13 protein-coding genes and 1 pseudogene are annotated in these 22,365 nt (G+C 42.9%); 5 read left to right on the top strand and 9 right to left on the bottom strand.

Translation table 11 applies throughout. The features are described 5' to 3' along the window. Window positions 1-20: 20 nt before the first annotated feature. Window positions 21-1,349 (bottom strand): hemolysin family protein, encoded by a 1,329-nt coding sequence (locus ACN222_RS26020; protein WP_010999340.1) that lies wholly within the window; start codon window positions 1,347-1,349, stop codon window positions 21-23. A gap of 296 nt (window positions 1,350-1,645) precedes the next feature. On the opposite strand from ACN222_RS26020, the gene mfd reads away from it, so the two are divergent. After that, a complete protein-coding gene (gene mfd, locus ACN222_RS26015) occupies window positions 1,646-5,203 on the top strand; it encodes a transcription-repair coupling factor (RefSeq protein ID WP_010999339.1) in 3,558 nt (1,185 codons plus the stop codon). A 127-nt stretch (window positions 5,204-5,330) separates the two neighbouring features. Here mfd and ACN222_RS26010 read toward each other — a convergent pair whose 3' ends face one another. Then, a complete protein-coding gene (locus tag ACN222_RS26010) occupies window positions 5,331-6,422 on the bottom strand; it encodes a hypothetical protein (protein ID WP_010999338.1) in 1,092 nt (363 codons plus the stop codon). A gap of 301 nt (window positions 6,423-6,723) precedes the next feature. Here ACN222_RS26010 and ACN222_RS26005 point away from each other — a divergent pair, with 301 nt between their 5' ends. Then, entirely contained in the window at window positions 6,724-7,608 is an 885-nt protein-coding gene (locus tag ACN222_RS26005; RefSeq protein ID WP_010999337.1) for a hypothetical protein, read from the top strand. Window positions 7,609-7,784: 176 nt separating this feature from the next. Here ACN222_RS26005 and ACN222_RS26000 read toward each other — a convergent pair whose 3' ends face one another. Both ACN222_RS26000 and ACN222_RS25995 read right to left on the bottom strand, forming a co-directional pair. Continuing rightward, on the bottom strand, window positions 7,785-8,300 hold the full coding sequence (locus ACN222_RS26000; RefSeq protein WP_010999336.1) for a DoxX family membrane protein: 516 nt from the start codon (window positions 8,298-8,300) through the stop codon (window positions 7,785-7,787). A 4-nt stretch (window positions 8,301-8,304) separates the two neighbouring features. Further along, the gene (locus ACN222_RS25995; RefSeq protein WP_010999335.1) at window positions 8,305-9,717 is read right to left on the bottom strand and encodes an NAD(P)/FAD-dependent oxidoreductase; all 1,413 of its coding nucleotides are present in this window, start codon (window positions 9,715-9,717) and stop codon (window positions 8,305-8,307) included. A gap of 430 nt (window positions 9,718-10,147) precedes the next feature. Here ACN222_RS25995 and ACN222_RS25990 point away from each other — a divergent pair, with 430 nt between their 5' ends. After that, on the top strand, window positions 10,148-14,824 hold the full coding sequence (locus ACN222_RS25990; RefSeq protein ID WP_010999334.1) for a PAS domain-containing protein: 4,677 nt from the start codon (window positions 10,148-10,150) through the stop codon (window positions 14,822-14,824). A 15-nt stretch (window positions 14,825-14,839) separates the two neighbouring features. Here ACN222_RS25990 and ACN222_RS25985 read toward each other — a convergent pair whose 3' ends face one another. Both ACN222_RS25985 and ACN222_RS25980 read right to left on the bottom strand, forming a co-directional pair. Beyond that, window positions 14,840-15,229 carry a pentapeptide repeat-containing protein gene (locus ACN222_RS25985; protein ID WP_010999333.1) on the bottom strand — a complete coding sequence of 130 codons (390 nt, stop codon included), beginning with the start codon at window positions 15,227-15,229 and terminating at the stop codon, window positions 14,840-14,842. A gap of 220 nt (window positions 15,230-15,449) precedes the next feature. Next, on the bottom strand, window positions 15,450-15,968 hold the full coding sequence (locus ACN222_RS25980) for a hypothetical protein (protein WP_010999332.1): 519 nt from the start codon (window positions 15,966-15,968) through the stop codon (window positions 15,450-15,452). Between the two features lie 211 nt (window positions 15,969-16,179). On the opposite strand from ACN222_RS25980, the gene ACN222_RS25975 reads away from it, so the two are divergent. Both ACN222_RS25975 and ltrA read left to right on the top strand, forming a co-directional pair. After that, window positions 16,180-17,421, top strand: a complete 1,242-nt coding sequence (locus ACN222_RS25975; protein ID WP_010999331.1) for an RNA-guided endonuclease InsQ/TnpB family protein — start codon at window positions 16,180-16,182, stop codon at window positions 17,419-17,421. A 639-nt stretch (window positions 17,422-18,060) separates the two neighbouring features. Next, entirely contained in the window at window positions 18,061-19,638 is a 1,578-nt protein-coding gene (ltrA, locus tag ACN222_RS25970; protein ID WP_044523368.1) for a group II intron reverse transcriptase/maturase, read from the top strand. 102 nt (window positions 19,639-19,740) lie between these two features. Here the strand turns inward: ltrA and ACN222_RS25965 are convergent, their stop codons facing one another. The 3 genes and pseudogenes from ACN222_RS25965 to ACN222_RS25955 form a co-directional block, all read right to left on the bottom strand. Beyond that, entirely contained in the window at window positions 19,741-20,433 is a 693-nt protein-coding gene (locus ACN222_RS25965) for a hypothetical protein (protein WP_231865498.1), read from the bottom strand. Between the two features lie 316 nt (window positions 20,434-20,749). Next, window positions 20,750-21,109 (bottom strand): annotated as a pseudogene (locus ACN222_RS25960) (IS4 family transposase); the annotation flags it as partial. A 183-nt stretch (window positions 21,110-21,292) separates the two neighbouring features. Further along, window positions 21,293-22,336: a glycosyltransferase family 2 protein gene (locus tag ACN222_RS25955; protein WP_010999327.1), complete on the bottom strand. Its 1,044-nt coding sequence runs from the start codon at window positions 22,334-22,336 to the stop codon at window positions 21,293-21,295. Window positions 22,337-22,365 lie beyond the last annotated feature (29 nt).

Below are 22,365 nucleotides of genomic sequence, written 5' to 3'. Positions count from 1 at the left end.
TCTCCTCTGCCCCTTGCCTCCTAATCAGCTTTTTGCGTATCTGCCACCTTATTTTTCGTCGGCACGACTAGCACTTTGTCAACGCGGTTGCCATCCATGTCCATGACCTCAATTCGCATACCTTGCCATTCAAAATGATCGGCGGCGGCGGGAATGCGGCCGAGATGGGTAATGACAAAACCACCAAGGGTTTGATAGCTACCTCGTTCTTCAAAGTCCCACTCCTCCAGTCCAAACAGTTCAAAAAATTCTTCCACGGCTAACATTCCATCGAGTAGCCAGGAACCGTCCTCCCGTTGCACGGCTTGAGGATCTTCTTCTCCATCAGCCGAAGGTACATCGCCAACAATTTCGCTCATGATGTCGTTTAGGGTAACTAATCCCTGAATTACGCCGTATTCATCGACGACTAGCGCCATGTGAGTGATAGTTTGCTTAAATAACTCCAAAACTTTTAAGCCACGTGTGCTTTCAGGAACAAATACAGGCTGACGCAATCCCACTGTTAAATCTAGGGAATCGCCTCTGAGACTTCTGGCGAGTAAGTCGGTGACGGGAATAATGCCTAGTACATTGTCCAATCCTCCCTGGCATACCGGATAACGGGAATAACCATTTTCACTCATTTTTTGGCGATTTTCTTCGGTTGTGTCTTCCAAATCCAGCCAGACGATATCAGGACGGGGTGTCATAAAGGAACTGACAGGGCGATCGCCTAAACGAAAAACTCGCTCTACCATGTCCTGTTCTGCTTCCTCAAAGGTTCCCGCTTCCGTACCTTGTTCTATGAGGATTTTAATTTCTTCTTCCGTGACTTGTGGTTCTAGAGAAGGTGTAATACCCATAATTCGCAGTACCATGTCGGTAGATGCACTCAACAAATGCACCGCCGGAGAAGCCAAAGTTGCTAAAGCACGCATGGGAATAGCGACAATGGCAGCAATACGTTCAGGACTGTTTAAGGCCAGACGCTTCGGCACAAGTTCACCAATAATCAGCGATAAGTAGGTAATAATTAAAACTACTATGCCGAAGGAAACTGGCTCACTGTATGGTGTTAAAAACGGTACGAGCCGCACGTAAACTGCTAGCCGGCTGGCAATTGTAGCTCCTCCAAAAGCACCAGTCAGAATACCAATCAGAGAAATACCTATTTGTACGGTAGAAAGGAAATTATTCGGGGATTCTGCCAATTTCAGCGCAGCTTTGGCCTTGGGATCTCCTTGATTCGCCAGTTGCTGTAGCCTTACCTTCCGCGCTGAGACGATCGCCATCTCCGACATGGAAAAAATGCCGTTAGCAACAATTAGTACCAAAATAATTAAAATTTCAACAGTGATGGAAGACATGATGATGAATTGCCGCTATATAGAGCGAACTTAGCTCAATCCTTAGTATCTAGTATTAAAGGTTTTCTCATAAATTCTTTAACTATACACAAAGTAGTAGGTTTTTTTTCAAGAAGGTAGAGGAGGCAGGGGAGCGGGGAGAGAATATCTTACTCAGTAATCAGCATTTTTCATGGATTCCTCAATTTGTTGAGTATTATTGTTCCACAGAAATATTAAGAGGAGTGTTTAACACTTTTAAAATAGTTGACATAGGCTACCTCTAGATTTTCTGTTCTGCAACGACTTCCTAACTTATGGCTTTTTCTTCTATTGTGCGTGCCTTGGCGCGATCGCCACTCACCACTGAATTAATTTCTAAGCTCAATCGCCAGCAAGATTTGCGATTAAATGGCATTTCCCGCCTACCAAAGGGCTTGGTGACTTCCGCTTTGGCGCAAAATTCTGGCAATAACTTATTTGTGGTTTGTGCCACTTTAGAAGAAGCCGGGCGCGCTTACGCACAGTTGGAAGCGATGGGATGGCAAACAGTACATTTTTATCCCACTTCAGAAGCCTCTCCCTACGAACCATTTGACCCGGAAACGGAAATGACTTGGGGTCAGATGCAAGTCCTTGCTGATTTGGTTAAGAGTCAACAGTCAACAGTCAACAGTCAACAGTCAACAGTCAACAGTCAACAGTCAACGGTCAACGGTCAACAGTCAACAGTCAACGGTCAACAAAATAAAATAGCCGTCGTTGCTACTGTTGGAGCCTTGCAACCCCATTTACCACCACCAGATGCTTTTATTCCTTTTTCCCTGACTCTCACGCGGGGGCTGGAATTTGATTTAGATACCTTCAGTGAGAAAATTACTATTTTGGGATATGAGCGTGTTCCCCTGGTGGAAACAGAGGGACAGTGGAGCCGCCGGGGGGATATTGTCGATGTGTTTCCAGTTTCCTCAGAGTTGCCGGTACGGTTGGAATGGTTTGGGGATGAAATTGAGCAAATCCGGGAATTTGACCCCAATACTCAACGTTCGGCGCTTGACAAAATAACGCAAATTGTGCTTACGCCTACAAGTTTTGCTCCTATTATTACGACTGCACTTGAGAATAGTGCTGAATACCAAGTGCTAAGTTCTGAGTTAAGCTCTGACTCAACACTCACAGAAGGTAGCCGGCGCTTTTTGGGGTTGGCTTTTGAGCGACCTGCATCTGTTTTGGATTATTTGTCAGAAAATACTTTAATTGCGATTGATGAGCCAGAACAGTGTCATGCTCATAGCGATCGCTGGGTGGAAAATGCAGAGGAACAATGGTCACTGGGAACGGGAGAAGCGGATTTGGGAAGTGTACAATTGCCCAAAATTCATCGGTCTTTTGAGGAATGTTTGGCTGATGTGACTCGATTTAAAACCTTATATTTATCAGAACTATCTGAAGAAAATAGCGGGGTAAATTTAGCTAGTCGGTCTGTGCCGGTGACACCCCACCAATTTGCTAAACTGGCAGACACATTAAGACAAGAGCGCGATCGCAATTTCTCGATTTGGTTAATTTCGGCTCAACCTTCCCGTTCTGTTTCTCTACTACAAGAACACGATTGTCCGGCGCAGTTTATCCCCAATCCCCGCGATTACCAAGCGATTGACAAGCTGCAAATCAACCACACCCCTGTAGCTTTGAAATATTCTGGTTTGGCGGAACTGGAAGGTTTTATTCTCCCTACCTATCGCCTAGTAGTCATCACCGACCGCGAATTTTATGGTCAACACTCCCTCGCTACACCGAGCTTTGTCCGTAAGCGTCGTCAGGCGGCTTCTAAGCAAGTTGACCCTAATAAGCTGCGTCAAGGGGATTATGTAGTTCACAGAAGTCATGGGATTGGCAAGTTTGTCAAGCTGGAGAGTCTGACAATTAATGATGAAACTCGTGATTATATTGTGGTGCAGTATGCTGACGGTCTGTTGAGGGTTGCGGCTGATCAAGTAGGTTCCTTGTCTCGGTTCCGCACGACGGGAGATAAAGCGCCGGAACTGCATAAAATGACGGGGAAAGCTTGGGACAATACCAAAAATCGTGTCCGTAAGGCGATTAAAAAATTAGCAGTAGACTTGCTGAAATTATATGCAGCGCGATCGCAACAGCAAGGTTTCGCCTATCCCCAAGATATGCCTTGGCAAGAGGAAATGGAAGATTCTTTTCCCTACCAAGCGACAACCGACCAGCTAAAAGCCGTCCAAGATGTAAAACGGGATATGGAAAGCGATCGCCCAATGGATCGTTTAGTATGTGGTGATGTGGGTTTCGGGAAAACGGAAGTGGCGATTCGCGCTATTTTCAAAGCGGTGACTTCCGGTAAACAAGTCGCCCTCCTCGCACCGACAACCATTCTCACCCAGCAACATTACCACACCCTCAAAGAACGCTTTTCCCCATACCCTGTGAATGTTGGGTTACTGAATCGTTTCCGCACAGCCGAAGAACGGCGGAATATTCAAAAGCGATTGGCGACTGGTGAGTTAGATATTGTGGTAGGGACGCACCAACTTTTAGGTAAAAGTGTCAGTTTCAAAGATTTAGGACTGTTGGTCATAGATGAGGAACAACGATTTGGGGTGAACCAGAAGGAGAAAATTAAGTCCTTGAAAACCCAAGTTGACGTATTGACTCTCTCCGCTACTCCCATTCCCCGCACCTTGTATATGTCCTTGTCTGGGATTCGGGAAATGAGTTTAATCACCACACCACCCCCTACCAGACGACCAATTAAAACCCATCTTTCCCCCAGAAACCCGGAAAGTGTACGCAGCGCTATTCGTCAAGAACTTGACCGGGGTGGGCAGGTATTTTATGTAGTTCCACGGGTTGATGGCATCGAAGAGATTACCGCCAATTTGCGAGAGATGGTTCCCGGAGCCAGATTTGCGATCGCCCACGGGCAAATGGATGAGAGCGAGTTAGAATCAACCATGCTCACTTTCAGCAATGGTGACGCAGATATTTTGGTATGTACCACAATTATTGAATCTGGCTTAGATATTCCCCGTGTCAACACCATCCTGATTGAAGATGCTCACCGCTTTGGTTTATCCCAACTTTACCAGTTACGGGGACGGGTGGGACGTGCAGGGATTCAAGCCCACGCCTGGTTATTTTACCCCAAGCAAAGAGAGTTATCTGACGCAGCCCGGCAACGATTACGAGCGATTCAGGAATTTACTCAACTTGGTTCCGGCTATCAATTAGCCATGCGCGACATGGAAATCCGGGGGGTGGGTAACTTGCTTGGTGCAGAACAATCCGGTCAAATGGAAGCAATCGGGTTTGATTTATACATGGAAATGTTGGAAGAATCAATTCGAGAAATTCGCGGTCAAGAAATTCCCAAAGTTGACGATACTCAAATTGACCTCAACCTCACCGCCTTTATCCCCGCCGATTACATTACCGACATCGACCAAAAAATGAGTGCATATCGTGCGGTAGCGGCTGCTAAGTCCAAAGACGAGTTAACCCAGATTGCAGCCGAGTGGAGCGATCGCTATGGTACTTTACCAGTCAGCGCCAATCAACTCTTGCGGGTAATGGAACTGAAACAACTAGCCAAAAAATTAGGATTTAGCCGCATCAAGCCAGAAAGTAAACAGCACGTGGTTTTAGAAACCCCAATGGAAGAACCTGCATGGAATTTACTGGCGGCGAACTTACCAGAACATCTCAAAACCCGCTTTGTTTACTCTCCTGGTAAAGTCACCGTCAGAGGTTTAGCAGTCCTCAAAGCAGATCAACAATTGCAAAGCTTGATTGATGCGTTAGGGAGAATGCAGGGAGCGATCGCAGATACAGCAGACTATACAGCTTAAATTTTTTCCTAGACTGTATCGCTAGTGTAGCTTTAAATGCGGGATGATTCCTATGGCTAAAGTCAATATTGCTAAAGGTGAAGCGGAATAAGCTACTCCCTATTTTCTAGATCGATTTTCGTCTTTCTTATTTTTTCATCACAATCTCCAAATACTTTTGTATCACCCCTACTAGGAGAGAAAGGAGGGGTGTACTGACACTAAGTAGATACCGCCGAAAAGTTTGTACATCAAAAGGCCAGATAGGGAATTCGTCAGTCATAGTGTAGAAATTACGTAGTTCTCGGACTTTTTCAGTTCTTTTTTTTAGTGTTTCTGCATCTTCTGTGAGACTACTATGAATTTGTGAATAATCTATTTGGAACTGATGAGCAATCTCGTGTAAAACTTCCTCCTTAGCCTTTTTCATGCCTCTATGAGCAGTCAGTAAAGGGCCAAAAAAACACGCTAATGATAGAAAAATATACAATATTACAATAAAATAAATATACCAGTAATCTTGCTTACTACCTTGTGTGATAGTTTGATAGCTAATGATGCTAACCCAGAAACCTAAAAGAGTGATGAGGTAGGCAGTTTTGAGTGAATAATCACTTAGGGATCGAAGACCGCCACAGCGATCCGGATGAAGGGGGTTCACATTCAGCTTTTTGTTTTTGAGAGTACTATGGAGAATCTGGATATTATTAATTAGATTCAGAATCAGCATCGTACCCATATATACAACTATCAGAGTTGCGATTGTGATGCTCAAATTTGGTAGCAATCCTGTGCTTGTCCAGCTTTTTATCAATTTTGGCTGAGTGACAAATACATAAATACTGATACTAATAGCACTAATGATTGCAAGTAAATTACGAAATTTTTTGTTATAGAGAGTTGAAGATATACGCTCAATCTTTAATCTATCAATTTCTATTACTACATTGGATTCGTCCAAATTTTTAATTACACTGCTAATTGCTTGAAAACTCCACAAATAATATCCAACTACTACTGGATTGATGAGTATCGCTGCTATCCAGGGTATGGGGTCTTGAAGTAATCCTCTAGATCCGGTTAGAGTGTTGCTTGCTATTGCAGTCAGCAGATCAAACATGACAACAATCGCCAGTGACCACAGGCCGGCACTCAGAGGAAATAAATGGAGCTTTTCTAACAGTAAATATGCAATAGCATCAGAACGACAAAGGTTGTTTGCTTCTTGGGTACGATTCATTACTTTCAGAGTCGATTGATGATTTAAATATTTTCCCGATATTATACATACTTTTTACGTATAACCACTAAAAAAGATTGAGGATAAATCTGAAATATTATCCTTTACAGACAGAATCAAAAAAATAAAATTGTTTTTCAATTGATTGCATAATTTCCTCAAAAACATCCGATAAATCCACATATTACTTTGATGTTCCAGTTAATTATGACTGCTCTATTTACCAGTTATTAACTGGGTGATGACCTCTTAGTTTTGCATTCTTCCCTAATAATCACTCACAACTTCAGAAACAAAAACTATGTTTAAACATGGCATATTAGCTTCAGTGGCAGGAAGCATAGTATTGAGCTTACTGACGACTGTTGCTGAATCGGCACAGGCATCTACTCTCGTCTTTAGTGGATCGGGAGCAACAACAACTACAGCCTTCACGGATTTTCAAACAGCGATCGGTGGTGGTAGCCGTATTGGTTGGGATGGTGTCCGTCTCGACGGTACTGATGCTAACCCTGAGACTCAAGTAATTGATCCTGGGAAGACAGTGGTGATTCCCGTCAATCGCTTCTTGGGAGCAGGTGCGCTGTTTTCTGATCCTTATGCCGTCAGTGGCGATGGGTTTGCCAGTGTCAATCCAGGTACAGCAGGGGAGTTTCCCGCCTTTAGTCCGCAAAATACGTTTGTGATGTTTGATTTTAATAACGGTCAGTTCGAGGATCGCTTTATTGAACAGAGCTTCGTGTTGCCTGGCACAACAACTGCTGCTGGGACACGAGGTTTTGGTGCCATCTTCCTTGATGTGGAAGATGCAGCTAGCAGTAGTATCGAATACTTTGGTACAACGACCAAAGGCGATAAGGTCAGTCTTGGTAAGTATTTCGTTCCTGTTGGCGCATCAGGAGAGGCTCAGTTTTTGGGAGTTCTCTTTGACCAACCGATAGTAACTGAGGTGCAACTGACAGTCGGGACAAATGCACTATTTAGCTTTGATGGCACCACTATTCAATCTTTTGGTGGTGAGGATTTAGCTAATGGTGTTGATCTCGTTAATACTGACGATTTCCTCTTTGCAACGCCAACGGCGGCAACTTTAATCTCAGTTCCAGAGCCAACCCCGCTTTCTGGATTGAGTTTAGCTATCCTGGGGATGGTGGGTTTTGTGACAAGAAAGCTAGCTAAAAGGTAAGTATTCTATCAACTCAACAATGATTCATTTCTCCGGGTAGGTAGAAACCTCAACCCTTGTGGGTGGCTACATTTAATTTTGAATTTTGTTGGCGCAGCCTTTCCGGCGGAACGCTACCGCGTTACCCGCCGGGTATTTTGAATACCGTCAAAATCCTCTGCTATGACCATCTTCGCCTATTCTTCGTCAGTAGCCGTAACAGCATAATCAGCCATTGCTTGACTACGACGACGGCTCATTTTTTGTTCGTAAGCATCGTAGGCAATGCACATCCAAATTAAGGTCATGAAGAGAATGTTTTTGTTAAAGCTCTCTGCACCATTGGGAAATAGGCTACCTGCGGGAACAATACCAAATGCGAGAATGATGCTAAATGTCATGAGAATTAATAATAAACCTGTCCACCGCACCCAATAGTTGAGGGCAAACAAGACTCCCAGGACGATTTCTGCTAAAGGTAACGACCAAGCATAAGGAACCGCTATTAACCAAGGTAGCGGCCCTACACCTTCCCATCCTGGGGGAATTCCAGGGCCAATTATTTGCAGTTTTTGAGTTATGACTGTTTGGTAGAAACCGTTAGGAACACTGAAATTTAAGTAGTTGGCAATACCGGAGAGGAAGAAGAACAAGCCGATGGTGATGCGATTGACGGTAACGGCTGTGTGGAGGTTGAGTAGGTATTTCTTCATGAATTTAGCGGCTGGGTGTTAGGTAATTGAGTAAGGTGGGAACGCCTGTCCAACTCAGGTTTTGCTGAAATTGGGCAGGTTGGGCTACTCGCCAAACTAGGGGGGTGGCAAAAATTAGTGCAGCTACGGTGGTGGCGACTCCAGACAACCAAGGTGTTTGTCCCAGCTGCATGGGGGTAACAGCACGGTGACGCTGAAATAATTCGTCTGTTAGCCACTCGGTTGTAACTTTCAGGTTGTGAGCAGAGTTGGGTAGTAGTTGTAAATATGTTCCTTCTCGAATCAAATGGCCTGCTTGTCCTTTGATTTGCACTTTGTTGAATAAGTTGGCAACACCTTCGTTGAGTCCTAGTTTCATCAAAGTGCCGCGCAGTTGGACTTGTACGGGAATGGTTGGTTTGTTTTGGCTGATTCGTTGGAGATTTTGAGCGATCGCAATTCCTTGTTGATAGGCTACTTGGGCTGTGGGTGGTTGGGGATGATCGCTATCTGTGGCACAGTCACCCGCCGCGAAGATTTCGGGAAAATTGGACAGTTGCAATGTAGGTTTTACCAGTAACCGCCCTCGATTTTGAGAAACGGGTAATTCCATTAATAAAGGATGAGGTGCAGTACCAGCAGTCCAAGCGATCGTTCCTGCCTGTAACATCTGTATTTGCCCATGTCGCCGACACTCTACACCGTCAGGGGTAATTTTCGTGACAGCAGCATCAAATAAAAAGTCCACGGGAATGAGGCGATTTTTCATGGCGCGTTCGACAGTGCAGCGCAAATGGCTATTAACATCGCCTTTGAGAATTTCCCGACTGCGGTTGACGAGGACAACATGAATTTCACTACCATCACCGCCCAACTCGTCGTACCAAATGGGGAGTAAATCGGCTAATGTACAGGCCAATTCAATACCAGATGGCCCAGCACCAATGATGGCCACAGTTAACAGTAGGCGACGACGTTCTGAGTCGGATGTTTGAATGGCTTGATATAACTTATGACGCAAGTGTTGGCGGAGTGCGATCGCCTGTTCCCCAGAAGTAAAGGGCATTGCATATTCTGCCGCTCCGGGAGTAGCAAAATAAGTTGTTTTGCTACCGAGTGCTAATATCAAGTTGCTGTAGTGGAAGGCTTGACCAGAGACGGTATCAACTCTCTGCTGATGTATATCAATCGATTGCACCGTGTCTTGGACAAACTTAACTTTGCTACCAGCTAACAGCTCTTGATAACGAGGATATACTTGTTGACTATGCAGTTCGCCGCTCAGTAATTCATACAATAATGGTTTGAAGCTAAAGCGATCGCGCTGTTCTATTAAAATAATTGGATAGGAGTAATTTTGCTGGCTTAAGTGCAGAGCCGTAAACAGTCCAGCAAAGCCACCACCCAGGATGACTGTGGGATGAGATGCTTGCTGCATAAGTGTTAACAGTTACTTTAGTGTACTGCTCTTAGTATCAGGGTATTCACTCAGTCTTAAGTGATGCAGTCCTAAAGCTTGGCTGAGAAATTCAAGGGAATTTGCAGCATATTTTTTATCACTTTCTCAGCAATAATTTAGATTGCCCAATTACTTTAGGAGTTTTATATAAAATTGATTTTCGTCAAGTATTGATCTTCCTTGAAACAAAACCTCATATTTGATAACAATAAGGAGGGTGACTTTTGAGATTGCCCAAATATGATGAATTTTGTTCTATTACTACATTAAGAAAAAATTAGCATCTAACCAAAAGAAGTTTTTTTATCTGATACGATAATCTATCTGAAGACGAGTACCTAAAACTTGCAAACTAGCTTAGGTTAAGTATAAGCTCTGCAACAAGTATTAGTTGTCGCAAGTCATTTTCATGCCTAATATTCCTATTTCTGCATTACTACGTTTTGGAATTGTCATATTTTCTGTCGCACTGGCTTGTGCGCTGATGCTATTGTTAGACCCTTGGCTAGGGATGACCAGGACTCCTTTTTTATTATTCTTTAGCGCTGTCATGCTCAGTGCTTGGTATGGGGGTTTTTGGTCAGGAATGTTAGGAACTTTCTTATCTGTAATACTCAGTAATTACTTCTTTTTTCACCCAAGATATACTCTATCTATTGATACTTATAATGTAGTTAGAATAGGGCTATTTGCTGTACAAGGATGGTTTTTCAGTTTCATCTGTGAAACCTTGAGAAATACTAAAAAGCAAGATGTAGTTAATTTACAGAAACTTAGGCAGAGCGAGGAGCGATTTCGATTAGCGTTGAGCAATTCGGATATCGTGGTTTTTCAACAGGATCGGGATTTGCGGTATCGATGGATTCATAATTATCGGGGTGTAGCCTCTGCGGAAGAAATCATTGGCAAGTCAGACAATGAATTGTTCCCCACCTCAGTGGCAGAAAAACTAACAGCAATTAAGCAAAAAGTATTAGAGAAAGATATCTCCGTCCATGAGGAAGTATCTGTAATTTTTCACGGAGAAGTAGTTTACTATGATTTGTTAGCCGAACCCCTGACCATTAATGGTCAAATTCAGGGTATTACCTGTGCAGCCGTAGACATTACTGAACGCAAGCGCTCAGAGCTAGAGAAGGCTAAATTACAGCGTAAACTCCAAAAAGCTATTCAGCAACAAGATGAATATCTGGCATTATTGAATGCTTGGCTGGCCAGCTCACCTGTAGCCCTAGCTTTTTTAGATACAAAACTACGTTACGTTTATACTAATGAAGCTCTGGCAGCAATTAACGGTATACCCCAAAGTCAACACATTGGGCGCACCTTGAGGGAAGTATTGCCAGAATGGGCAACACAACTGGAGCCTATTCTCCAACAAGTAATGGCAACCAAGGAACCACTCATAAATCAAGAAGTATGTGGTGTAACCTATCCATCGGGAGTACATCGCTGTAGCTTGGTTAACTACTATCCAGTGTGTTTACCAGATGGGAAACTGCTGGGAGTTGGGGTAACTGGTCTTGATATTACAGAACGAAAGCAAGCTGAGGATGCGCTGAGGTACATTGCTCAAACTAGTAACATACTCTCTAGTTCTTTGGATTACGAGCAAACTTTGGCAAAGATTGCGAAAATATCAGTCCCTCAACTAGCAGACTGGTGCAGTATTGATATTATCAACCAAGATGGCTCGATTCGCCGCTTACCTATTGCTCATGTAGACCCAGCAAAAGCAGAATTGGCAAGGTTGTTTCAGGAATATGCGCCAAAATCAGGGAGCGCGAGTTTAGTTGCTAAAGTATTACAAACTGGGGAACCCTTATTAGTTGCAGACATACCAGATTCTCTTTTAGCAGCAGCAACGCAAAATGAGGAACATCTGGACTTGGTGCGGCAGATAGGAATTAAATCGCTCATGTTTTTACCTTTAATAGCACATGAGCAAGTGCTGGGATGTATAACCTTTGTCAGTGCTGAATCGGGTCGTAGCTACAATCAATCCGACTTAACTTTAGCCAAAGATATTGCCTATCGTGCTGCCCTAGCGATAGAGAATGCTCAACTATATCGAGATGCTCACCAAGCTTTAAAACATTACGCTGAATCTTTGGCGCTTTTAGATGCCTTGTTGGCAGGCGCACCTGTGGCGGTCTGTTTTCTGGATAAGGAATTACGATATATCCGCATTAATCAAGTATTAGCTGATGTCAATGGCTTGAGTATAGAGGAACATCTGGGACGGAAATTTCGGGATGTTCTACCCAAGATGGCAGAGCAATTTGAAGCGCAATTACAACAAGTATTGGAGACGGGACAACCTCTGTTGAATTTGGAGGTTAGTGGTGAGGCGCTGGGAAGACCCGAAATAAATAGTTATTGGTTGGGTAATTATTACCCAGTCTACGACAGCATGGGCAAAACGGTCGGCATTGGAATTATCCTGGCAGAGGTAACAGCTACTAAGCAAGTAGAAATTGCTTTGCGAGAAAGTGAAGAACGCTTCCGAGCAATGTTTGATCAAGCAGCTGTGGGTATTACATTAGTTACGTTAGATGGTCAATTTCTGCAAAATAATCAGGCTTTATGTGACATTACCGGTTATAGTTCTGAAGAGTTAAGTCAGATGAAGTTTTCCGACATTACCCACCCTGATGATGTGGAAGCTGATTGGGTATACGCCAAGCAAGTATTAGCCAGGGAAATTAATGGTTACTCTTTAGAAAAGCGTTATCTCCGCAAAGATGGCACAACTGTTTGGGTGAATCTGACTGCATCAGCCGTGTGGAATGAGCAGGGAGAACCTAAATATGCGTTGGGTATTATTGAAGATATTAATGAGCGCAAACAAGCAGAAGCCGCACAAAACTTTTTAGTTGAAGCCAGCACTCTTTTAGCTGCTTCTTTAGATTATGAGGTTGCCCTGAATAATGTGGCTCATTTGGCAGTACCTACCATTGCTGATTGGTGTACTGTAGATATTCTCCAAGCCGACTGGTCAATTAAGCGTGTAGCGATCGCCTGTATTGACTCTGCAAAACTGGATACTATAGAAGAAATTCGCTATTCATATCCACCGGGAACCAAAGGCGAACACCCGTTTCGGGATAAACTCCTCAAAGGAGAATCTGCTTTTTATCCTGAACTGCCAAACTCGATTTTGGTAGAGATGGCAAAGGATGAACGACATCTACAATTATTGCAAAACTTGGAAATGCGATCGCTGATGGTGGTTCCCCTTTACTCACGGGAGCAAATATTTGGAGTCATTTCCTTTGTTACTAGTATTTCAGGCAGGCAATTCAAACAAACAGATTTGGCATTGGCAGAAGATATTGCCCGACGAGCAGCTACAGCCATTGAGAATGCCAGACTGTATCAGGAAACTCAGCAGGCGAAACAAGCCGCCGAGTTAGCAATGAGCCGGATGGTACGTTTACAAAGCATCACGGCATCTCTGTCCGAAGCCCTCACTCCCCAACAAGTTGCTGATGTGGTAGTAAATCAAGGATTGGCAGCTTTGGGAGCATCTGCTGGTTCTGTGGTTCTGTTAACTGAAGGCGGTACTACCCTGAAAATCATCCAAGCCATTGGCTACCCAGAATCGGTACAAGATGCGTGGGAAACTTTCCCTCTGACTGCAACTGTACCAATTGCGGAAACAGCTAGGACAGGGGAAGCGATTTTTTTAGCCAACATCGAAGAATTTGCCGCCAAATATCCGCAAATTGCTAACGTCCCTTCACTTACGGGTAATTGCGCCTTTGCTTGTATTCCTCTCATTGTCGAACAGCAGACAATTGGGGTGATGGCATTGAGCTTTGCCACAGCCCAAAAATTTAACGAAGAACAGCAAAAATTTATGTTGACATTGGGTCAACAATGCGCTCAGGCGATCGCTCGCTCTCAACTGTATGAAGCAGAAAAAAATGCCAGAGCTATAGCCGAATCCACTAACCGGATTAAAGATGAATTTTTGGCGGTTCTGTCCCATGAATTGCGTACCCCCCTCAATCCCATCATGGGTTGGGCTAAGTTACTCCGCACGCGCACATATAAGGAAGAGACGATCAAGCAAGGTTTGGAAACAATCGAGCGTAACGCCAAGTTACAAACTCAACTCATTGACGACTTATTAGATGTTTCCCGTATCTTACGCGGTAAGCTGAATTTGAATGTTTGTCTAGTAGATTTGAGAAACACAGTTCAAGCTGGGTTAGAAACAGTCCGTTTAGCCGCCGAAGCAAAATCAATAGAAATCCACACCATCTTGAGTGATGAACCTGTACAGGTGATGGGTGATGGCGATCGCTTGCAACAGGTAATCTGGAATTTAGTCTCGAATGCTGTCAAGTTTACACCCTCGGAAGGACGGGTGGATGTGCGTTTAGAACAGGTAGGTCGAGATGCCCAAATTCAAGTAATCGACACAGGTAAAGGCATTACACCAGAATTTTTACCTTATGTCTTTGAATACTTCCGTCAAGCAGATGCCAAGACAACCAGGGTATTCGGTGGCTTGGGCTTGGGATTGGCCATTGTCCACCATCTTGTAGAATTACACGGTGGTACAGTGGTCGCTGAGAGTGCCGGAGAAGACCAGGGAGCAACTTTTACTGTCAAGTTACCCTTGCATAAAAGTGCTGATTACCAAGTGCAGAGTGCTAAGTCTGCGGTTACAGAACTAGAGAATCAAGACTCACTATTGGTTGGTGTGCAGATTCTTTTAGTTGATGATCAGGAAGATGTGCGGGAATTTTTTAGCTTTGCTCTAGAACAGTGTGGTGCAAGTGTGACGGCGGTAGCATCGGCGATAGAGGCATTGGAAGCTCTAGCTCGCTCAAAGCCAGATGTACTGTTAAGTGATATTGGGATGCCACAAATTGATGGTTATATGTTGTTGCGGCAAATTAGAAAATGGTCGCCAGAACAAGGCGGACAAATTCCAGCGATCGCTCTGACTGCCTATGCTGGAGAAATTGATCAAAGACAAGCCATTGCCGCAGGCTTTCAAAAGCATATACCCAAACCAGCCGACCCAGTAGAGTTAGCTGAGGCGATCGCCCAACTCCTTAGACGCAAATAAACCTTACCGGATATTTTATTGTTCTTTGAGTTGCAAGCCTGCTTTTAGGAGATCAAAATTTTCGGGAAAATGAGTATTGCGATCGCAATCAGCTTTTTCTAATTTTGCACCCTGGAGGTTAGCTTGGCGGAGATTGGCAGACATTAATAATGCGCCTCGCAAATCAGCATCTTGCAAATCAGCTTGACTTAAATCAGCAAAGCTTAAGTCAGTTCCCCTCAGGTTGGCTCCTCTAAGATTAGCTGTACTTAAATCAGCGTAGCTAAGGTCAGAGCCTTTGATATCTACATTTTGTAAATTAGCATCACCCAATTCAGCGCGGTTAAAATCACGCCTTCCCGCAGTGTACATCTCGATGAGAGTAGCTACTGTACTAATGGGCTGTTGATAATTGACTTCAGACATAAAACAGCCGTCTTTGTTAAATCACATCAATTTATCATAGAGCTGCTGATGTGCAGAATGTTGGCAAACATGACATAAGTATTATTTATCAAGCTCATGCAGTGCGTCTCACTCAATCAACAACCTGCTCTCGCTTCTGTTAAAGGTCAAATCAAAGCCAATATACTTGCGAAAACTTCTGTGTCTGTTACAGTTCAACCAGTAGCAAAAGTTCAAGATATTAATCAAGATGTTTATTTGTAATTCTGATTAAAAAACGCAGAGCTTCATTTACTGCTTCCTCAGTAGGAAAAATTTCTGCAACATCAGGCTGTAAACCAACGGTAATCTTTTCTATCTTCTTGTGTCCATGTTCCTCTTTCCTGATAGCGTCTGACGGATGTTTCTGCTCCAAGAAACACTCTTGCAAAGACGGTTCATTTAATTTGTTAGCCAGAGCTTCCCAACTATTGACTTTCAAATTAAAGTGACCTTTGGCTTCACGTAATGTTTTAAACTGTTGTTTCAGAATATCAACGTTATAAATCTGGCTTTCTTGCTCAAGGTCTTCTTCAACCATCTCAACTACTTCGTTAATTAGTCGCTCATGATTTTGCGAAATTTGAGCAGCAGCGTCTAAAATACGGGAGGTTGCTTTTATTTGTACCTCAGTTTCTTGTTTGAGGCGATCGGCAATACTACGAATTTGATTTCCCAATGTTGCTTTGCTTTGTGTGACTGGTACTGATTTTTTACCCATAAGGATACAGCTTTACCTTATTCGGAGAGAAGGCTCCCGCCATAATCTTTGATTTGGCGGCGAGATGAATCGTTCGCGTAGCGTGTCGTAGACAGGGCAAAAAACGAGACGTTCTCCGACCATGACTGGCTACAAGCCAGTAAGGGAGAGGGAACCGTTGAGTTTTTTGCAAATCTACGTCATAATTTACATTAGCAAATGCGACGTAAATATGCTGGTATTTGAGGCAAAACTTGAGGGACTGGATGAGCAGTATCAATCGCTAGATGAGGCGATTAGAACTGCTCGTTTTGTTCGTAATAGCTGTCTGAGATACTGGATGGACAATAAAGATATAGGCAGATATGAGCTTTCCGCATATTGTGCTGTGTTAGCACAACAGTTTGAGTTTGCGAAAAATCTCAACTCGATGGCTCGTCAAGCCAGTGCAGAAAGAGCGTGGTCTGCTATTGCTCGGTTTTTTGATAACTGCAAGAAAAAGAAACCAGGAAAAAAGGGATTCCCAAAGTTCAAGAAAGAGCAAACGCACGGTTCTGTAGAGTACAAAACTTGTGGATGGCGACTTTCTGATGACCGCAGGTACATCACTTTCTCCGATGGATTTAAAGCAGGAACTTTCAAGCTTTGGGGAACCCGTGACCTGCATTTCTACCAACTTAAACAGTTTAAAAGGGTGCGGGTTGTGCGTCGTGCGGATGGCTATTATTGCCGGTTTTGCATTGACCATGAACGAGTAGAAAAGCGAAAACCAACGGGTAAAACTATTGGCATTGATGTGGGATTGAACCACTTTTATACAGATAGTAACGGGGAAACAGTCGCCAATCCTAGACATCTTCGCAAAAGTGAAAAGTCTTTGAGACGATTGCAACGCCGGATGTCTAAGACCAAAAAGGGTTCTCAAAACAGAATTAAGTTTAGAAATAAACTTGCTCGTAAGCATCTCAAAGTAAGTCGCCAGCGTAAAGACTTTGCTGTCAAGACAGCAAGGTGCGTAGTGAAGTCTAACGACCTTGTGGCGTATGAGGATTTGCAGGTGCGGAATATGGTGAAAAATCACCGCTTGGCTAAGTCGATTAGTGATGTGTCGTGGTCGCTGTTCCGGGAGTGGGTTGAGTATTTTGGTAAGGTTTTTGGCGTGGTAACTGTTGCAGTTCTGCCTCACTACACTTCGCAAAATTGCTCTAATTGTGGCGAGATTGTCAAAAAGACTCTTAGCACTAGAACCCATGTTTGTCCTCGTTGTGGGCATACCCAAGACCGGGACTGGAACGCGGCGCGGAACATATTAGAAAAAGCATTAAGTACGGCGGGTCACGTCGGAACCAACGCCTCTGGAGAGACTGATCAATACTTGAGTGAGAAAACTCCTTCAAGCAAATCAACTCGTGGAAAGAGGAAGCCCAAAGAGCGATCTTTGGAATCCCCCGCTATATCAGGTACTCCTGATTAGCGGTGGGAGGATGTGTGCGGTTCGTTTCTATGAAACATAGCGAAAGCTGTGGGGAATAGAGTCCTTGCACCGCCTTGGTCAATTAGAAATAATTTAACCTCAAAGAAAGCAAGGATAACTTCAGTATAGTGTGAGTGCGTCGCAGGACAAGTCTCACCCGTTAGGAAAGACGTGAAGCCAAAATTTGCCCACATGGACAGAGAACAAACTCTGAAAATGAAGCTGGGAGCAAAACGAGGATAACAAACCTGAGATGGGGGTAACTCGTACAGGCAGGTAGTCATGGTTAAACAGCAGTTGAACTCTCAGAAAAAGCGTCCAACCCGCATCGTCTGAACTCAAAGACGAACAACGACACAAGATAGCACCAAAAGTGTGAAAATACCCGCATCATCTTACATTCGATAGATGCTTTTCTGGGAAATCGTGGGCGAAGTGAGAGAACCTAAAACTACAAACCAACTAAACTGAGGAACGAATAAAACGGCTCTTTCAACCTCCAGCAATTAAGCTGTGGAACCCTTAAATAAGGTTTAGCGGGTAGAGTTGGTAAGATGTACTCGAAAATCTAAGAAATAAGGACTCTTAGACGACTGGGTGCGGTTTGTACAGAAAATATTCAAAGGCGTAGAGAACGTTATGACAACGGAGTTAAATCCAGTTGATAAATGGAAATCGATACCGTGGCGCAAGCTGCGGAAAATCGTATTTCGCCTACAAGTGAGAATATTCAAGGCTCAAAAGAACGGTAACACGCGCCTAGTACGCAAACTTCAGAAACTTTTATTAAGCTCTAAAGCAGCTAAATTACTCGCTATCCGGCAGGTAACGCAGCTAAATACTGGACGGAAAACCGCAGGGGTGGACGGAAAGAAAGCCCTCGAACCCTCTCAAAGATTGGCACTCTACGAAGTGCTAGTCAAGAACTGGAAACAATGGAAGCACCAGCCCTTAAAGCGAGTGTACATTCCCAAGGCAGACGGAACTAGAAGGGGATTAGGGATACCAACCATCAGCGATAGAGCATATCAATGTCTAATCAAATATGCCTTGGAACCAGCAGCAGAAGCTATGTTCAATGCCCGTTCATACGGGTTTAGACCTGGCAGAAGTTGCCACGATGTACAAAAATTATTATTCAGCAACTTAAACGGTGGGCAAGCCAACGGATTAAGTAAAAGAATATTAGAACTGGATATCGAAAGGTGTTTCGACAAGATTGACCATAAATTTTTAATGCAATCTGTCCAACTACCAAAGGCAGCAAAACAGGGAATATTTTGGGCTATTAAAGCCGGAGTCAGGGGGGAATTTCCTTCATCAGAATCCGGCACACCGCAAGGCGGCGTAATCAGTCCGTTACTGGCAAATATAGTTCTACACGGACTAGAAAATGTTGGTCACGAACTAAGATACAAAGTTAGAAGTGGGGGCAGACAAATAGACACCATCAAGGGATTCCGTTATGCGGATGATGTGGTGTTCTTACTGAAACCTGAAGACAACCCAGAAGCTCTCAGACAAAATATTGATACCTTCTTGGAAGCAAGAGGATTAAAAGTCAAAGAAGCCAAAACTAAAATTGTACATAGTACAGATAGTTTCGACTTCCTTGGGTGGAACTTTGTAGTTAAACCCAATGGTAAATTCATTTCAACACCAAGTCAAAAGGCTACAAGTAGCATCAAGGCAAAAGTCAAAGAAGTGATGAAAGACAGTTGTTTCACTCTAGAGGAACGTATCGACAAATGCGGTGCGATAGTTCGAGGGTGGAGAAACTATCATCGATTCTGTGATATGAGCCAACATAACCTATGGGCTATAGCCTATTGGACATGGAAGTTCATTCGCAAACAAGGAAGATACAACCGCGACCAAACCAATCAGGTTATACATAGAGCATTTCCCGCCGTAAAATGGGCAGCTTGCAGATTCAATAACGTAACGGAGGATAAATCCCCATACGATGGCGACTTTGTTTACTGGTCAAAACGGGAAAATGTAAACTACGACGGGGTAACGGCAAGACTTCTCAAGAAACAGAATCATAAATGTACAGAATGTAACCTATCGTTCATCTCTGGGGATATTGCAGAATTACACCACATTGATGGCAACCATGATAATTGGAAGCCTAACAATCTGGAAGTTCTACACCGAGAATGTCACCAGCATCAGACTATTCATGGTCAGGTGAGAGTCCGAACGGTGGGTTAACCCCAACCTAGTAGGTATCAAACTAGGAGCCGTGTGCAGTGAAAGTTGCACGCACGGTTCTGAAGGAGAGGTGTCCTAGAGTAATTTAGGTATCGACTCTAATCAATCAGAAAGTATCTCTTTAATAGCAAGCCAGATGCGTCTAAATTTTTGTACCAGGCCTACAGGATTGCTTGTTGTTTCTTCATCAGCCAAATCAACTAAAGATTGAATCCGATCCATACGCTCTGCTACAACGTAGAGGCTGTTGACAGCTTCTTCCTTACCAGCCAAAGATTCACGCAATAGCACAACCATTTCAGCGATTTCTCGCTTTAGTTTTTCGTTCTCGGCTTTACGACGAGTTTCCCATCCTTTAATACTAGCTTTAGAACGTCGCTCATACTTGAGTTCCGCTTTGGCTTCATTGTATAGAGTCAAATACATTTCTCGTTCAGAGTTTGTTGTCTCATATTGGGTAAATAATTCATTTGCTCTAATTTTTTCTTCGTTGTAGAGGCAGAGAGTCTGCTGATATCTTTGTTGTTCGTCGAGATAAAGCTGGTAATTTTGGGTCACGCGCTCTTTGAGATCATTAGCTTCAACTTGATAGGTTTGAAGTGTTTGCTGAACATGAACCAGTTGAGATGCTGCTTCCTCATTTTGTTTAGCAATTTCTTGCCATTCATCACGTTGGGCGCGAACCGTCATCAGTAGCTGCTTAAGCTCATGGGGTGGAGCTGGTTCTTTTCGAGGTGTGCGAGGATTATTAACTGAATTGTCATGATTAGAATCTCGACGATCCGCTCTCCGCATTCCCATAACTCAGCTTCCCAATTGAGTATTTTTATAGATAATCTTAAGAGTTAAGTATAGCTGGTATTAACTAATTCAGTATGTGATCAGGATCATCTGCTCAGAAATATTTGTGACTGCATACTTCACAGACGTTCTCTCAGCCATTTCTCATGTAGATAGCCAAAAATGTTGAAAGCTGATACAAAATTTTACATAGTTAGTTACACTAACTCCATTAAGCCCAAAATATTCAACATAACATCATCTCTTCAAACCAATGAAAATAACTGATTTTCTGACACATACAGGATTGTAAATAGCGGAATTTATCTAAAAAAGTTTTACGCTCTGGATGACCCAGCACCCATAACAACTTACTAGTTAATGTAATAACTGTGGAATCAATCGAGTATATTGCATATTTATTATGGAGTTTATTCTCAGCTTTATTTTGGACTAATTTATTTAATTTTTGGTAAATTGCTTGAAAGGGTTTTTGGCTTCGATGCAAATTTGCTTTAGAAAAAGTAGAAATATCTAACTCAAATCCTGTATTATTTAGCCTGGCAAATAAACCTCGCATACTTGTTAAGCTATTATCCAAGACGTAAGATAGCCAGAACTCAAATAACAGACGACTGTTCAATACTGGATAATCATTTTTTGGCAATCCTTTCAGGATATCTTTGACAATTTTGGGAAATTAATTTATAATCACTGTGAAATCAAAATATTGTAATATCTAGCCCAAAATTAACATATTTTGGGCTATTTTTCTCATCTTTTTCTTAACATTCAACACTTCTGCAGCAAATAGTATCCTAATATTTAATGCACCTCCAGGTAATTTTATTTTATAAATCTTATCTCCAGGTTATCAAACCTGGGTAAATTCTTTAACTGATGATATTTCTTTCTTAATAATTGGTAATTCGAGTTTGCGTTGTGGGAGCATTTCTGTATACCTATCGGTCAGAAAACGGTTGAGTTTTCTATCTAGGTTTTTCAGAAATCTTTTTAATGGCTTATTTTCATTCCCAAAGCTAACTTGACGTACAAAAGGTTTAATAATTGTTGCTACTCGTCTCACACCCAATTTTTTGTATTTAGTTTGAAAATAACCATCCTCAGATAAATTCCATTTAGCACGGATACGTTGTAAACTGGCTAAAGTCCAAGCATCACTCCAACGCAGCATATAAAAATGTAAATCGCTCCATTCTAAAGGAGGCCCTGGTACATAAGTAACTAAACTATCAGGTTCAAAATAAACTTTACCGCCTGCTTGTATGACATTCATGCAAAAATCTAGATGTTCTTTGGTGTTGAGCATTTCTTCATCTAAATAGCCAATTTGCTCAAATATTTCCCTCCGTATTAGGGTACAATGAAACTCTGCTAATTCTGTCTCAGTTTGCTGGAGTTGAGAACGCAATTCTGATACTTGATGACCTTGTTTGTACATTTTTTCTCGTAGATGTCGTCTGCCTTTGACATCAATCACGATGTGGCTTTCTCCACCTGCAAAGTGGATTCTTTCGTGTATGGGTTCTTTTTCACACATCAAAGGCCCGACTACAGTTGCACCTGTTGTTTCTGCACAATTTACTAAAGCTTGTAACCAACCAGGGGAAACTATAACGTCGTTATCAAGGAATACTAAATATTTAGTATCAACGTGACTCAAGCCAATATTCCGGGCGTGGTTGGGAGAAAGATAGTAATCTGTCCGAATTAGTTGAAAGTTCTTTTCTTGGGCTTGTTTTTGCAGATATTTTCGGACTTTAGTTGGAGAATTACCATCTACATAAATTAGCTTAAAAGGTATCTTCGTATGTTCGTAAATACTTTCTAATGATGCTTGAGTACAGCTAAAGCGTTCACGGGGAACAACGACAATTGTCACAATTGCTTCTGACATGGTTGATAATTCCTATTAGTTATAGCTGT

Source organism: Anabaena sp. FACHB-595 (genome assembly GCF_048568275.1).
GTDB lineage: Bacteria > Cyanobacteriota > Cyanobacteriia > Cyanobacteriales > Nostocaceae > Trichormus.
This window is presented reverse-complemented; position numbering and strand designations above follow the sequence as displayed.

Coding starts and splice junctions, on each gene's coding strand:
- ACN222_RS26020 (WP_010999340.1), bottom strand. CDS start 1,349: ATGTCTTCCATCACTGTTGAAATTTTAATTATTTTGGTACTAATTGTT.
- mfd (WP_010999339.1), top strand. CDS start 1,646: ATGGCTTTTTCTTCTATTGTGCGTGCCTTGGCGCGATCGCCACTCACC.
- ACN222_RS26010 (WP_010999338.1), bottom strand. CDS start 6,422: ATGAATCGTACCCAAGAAGCAAACAACCTTTGTCGTTCTGATGCTATT.
- ACN222_RS26005 (WP_010999337.1), top strand. CDS start 6,724: ATGTTTAAACATGGCATATTAGCTTCAGTGGCAGGAAGCATAGTATTG.
- ACN222_RS26000 (WP_010999336.1), bottom strand. CDS start 8,300: ATGAAGAAATACCTACTCAACCTCCACACAGCCGTTACCGTCAATCGC.
- ACN222_RS25995 (WP_010999335.1), bottom strand. CDS start 9,717: ATGCAGCAAGCATCTCATCCCACAGTCATCCTGGGTGGTGGCTTTGCT.
- ACN222_RS25990 (WP_010999334.1), top strand. CDS start 10,148: ATGCCTAATATTCCTATTTCTGCATTACTACGTTTTGGAATTGTCATA.
- ACN222_RS25985 (WP_010999333.1), bottom strand. CDS start 15,229: ATGTCTGAAGTCAATTATCAACAGCCCATTAGTACAGTAGCTACTCTC.
- ACN222_RS25980 (WP_010999332.1), bottom strand. CDS start 15,968: ATGGGTAAAAAATCAGTACCAGTCACACAAAGCAAAGCAACATTGGGA.
- ACN222_RS25975 (WP_010999331.1), top strand. CDS start 16,180: ATGCTGGTATTTGAGGCAAAACTTGAGGGACTGGATGAGCAGTATCAA.
- ltrA (WP_044523368.1), top strand. CDS start 18,061: ATGACAACGGAGTTAAATCCAGTTGATAAATGGAAATCGATACCGTGG.
- ACN222_RS25965 (WP_231865498.1), bottom strand. CDS start 20,433: ATGCGGAGAGCGGATCGTCGAGATTCTAATCATGACAATTCAGTTAAT.
- ACN222_RS25955 (WP_010999327.1), bottom strand. CDS start 22,336: ATGTCAGAAGCAATTGTGACAATTGTCGTTGTTCCCCGTGAACGCTTT.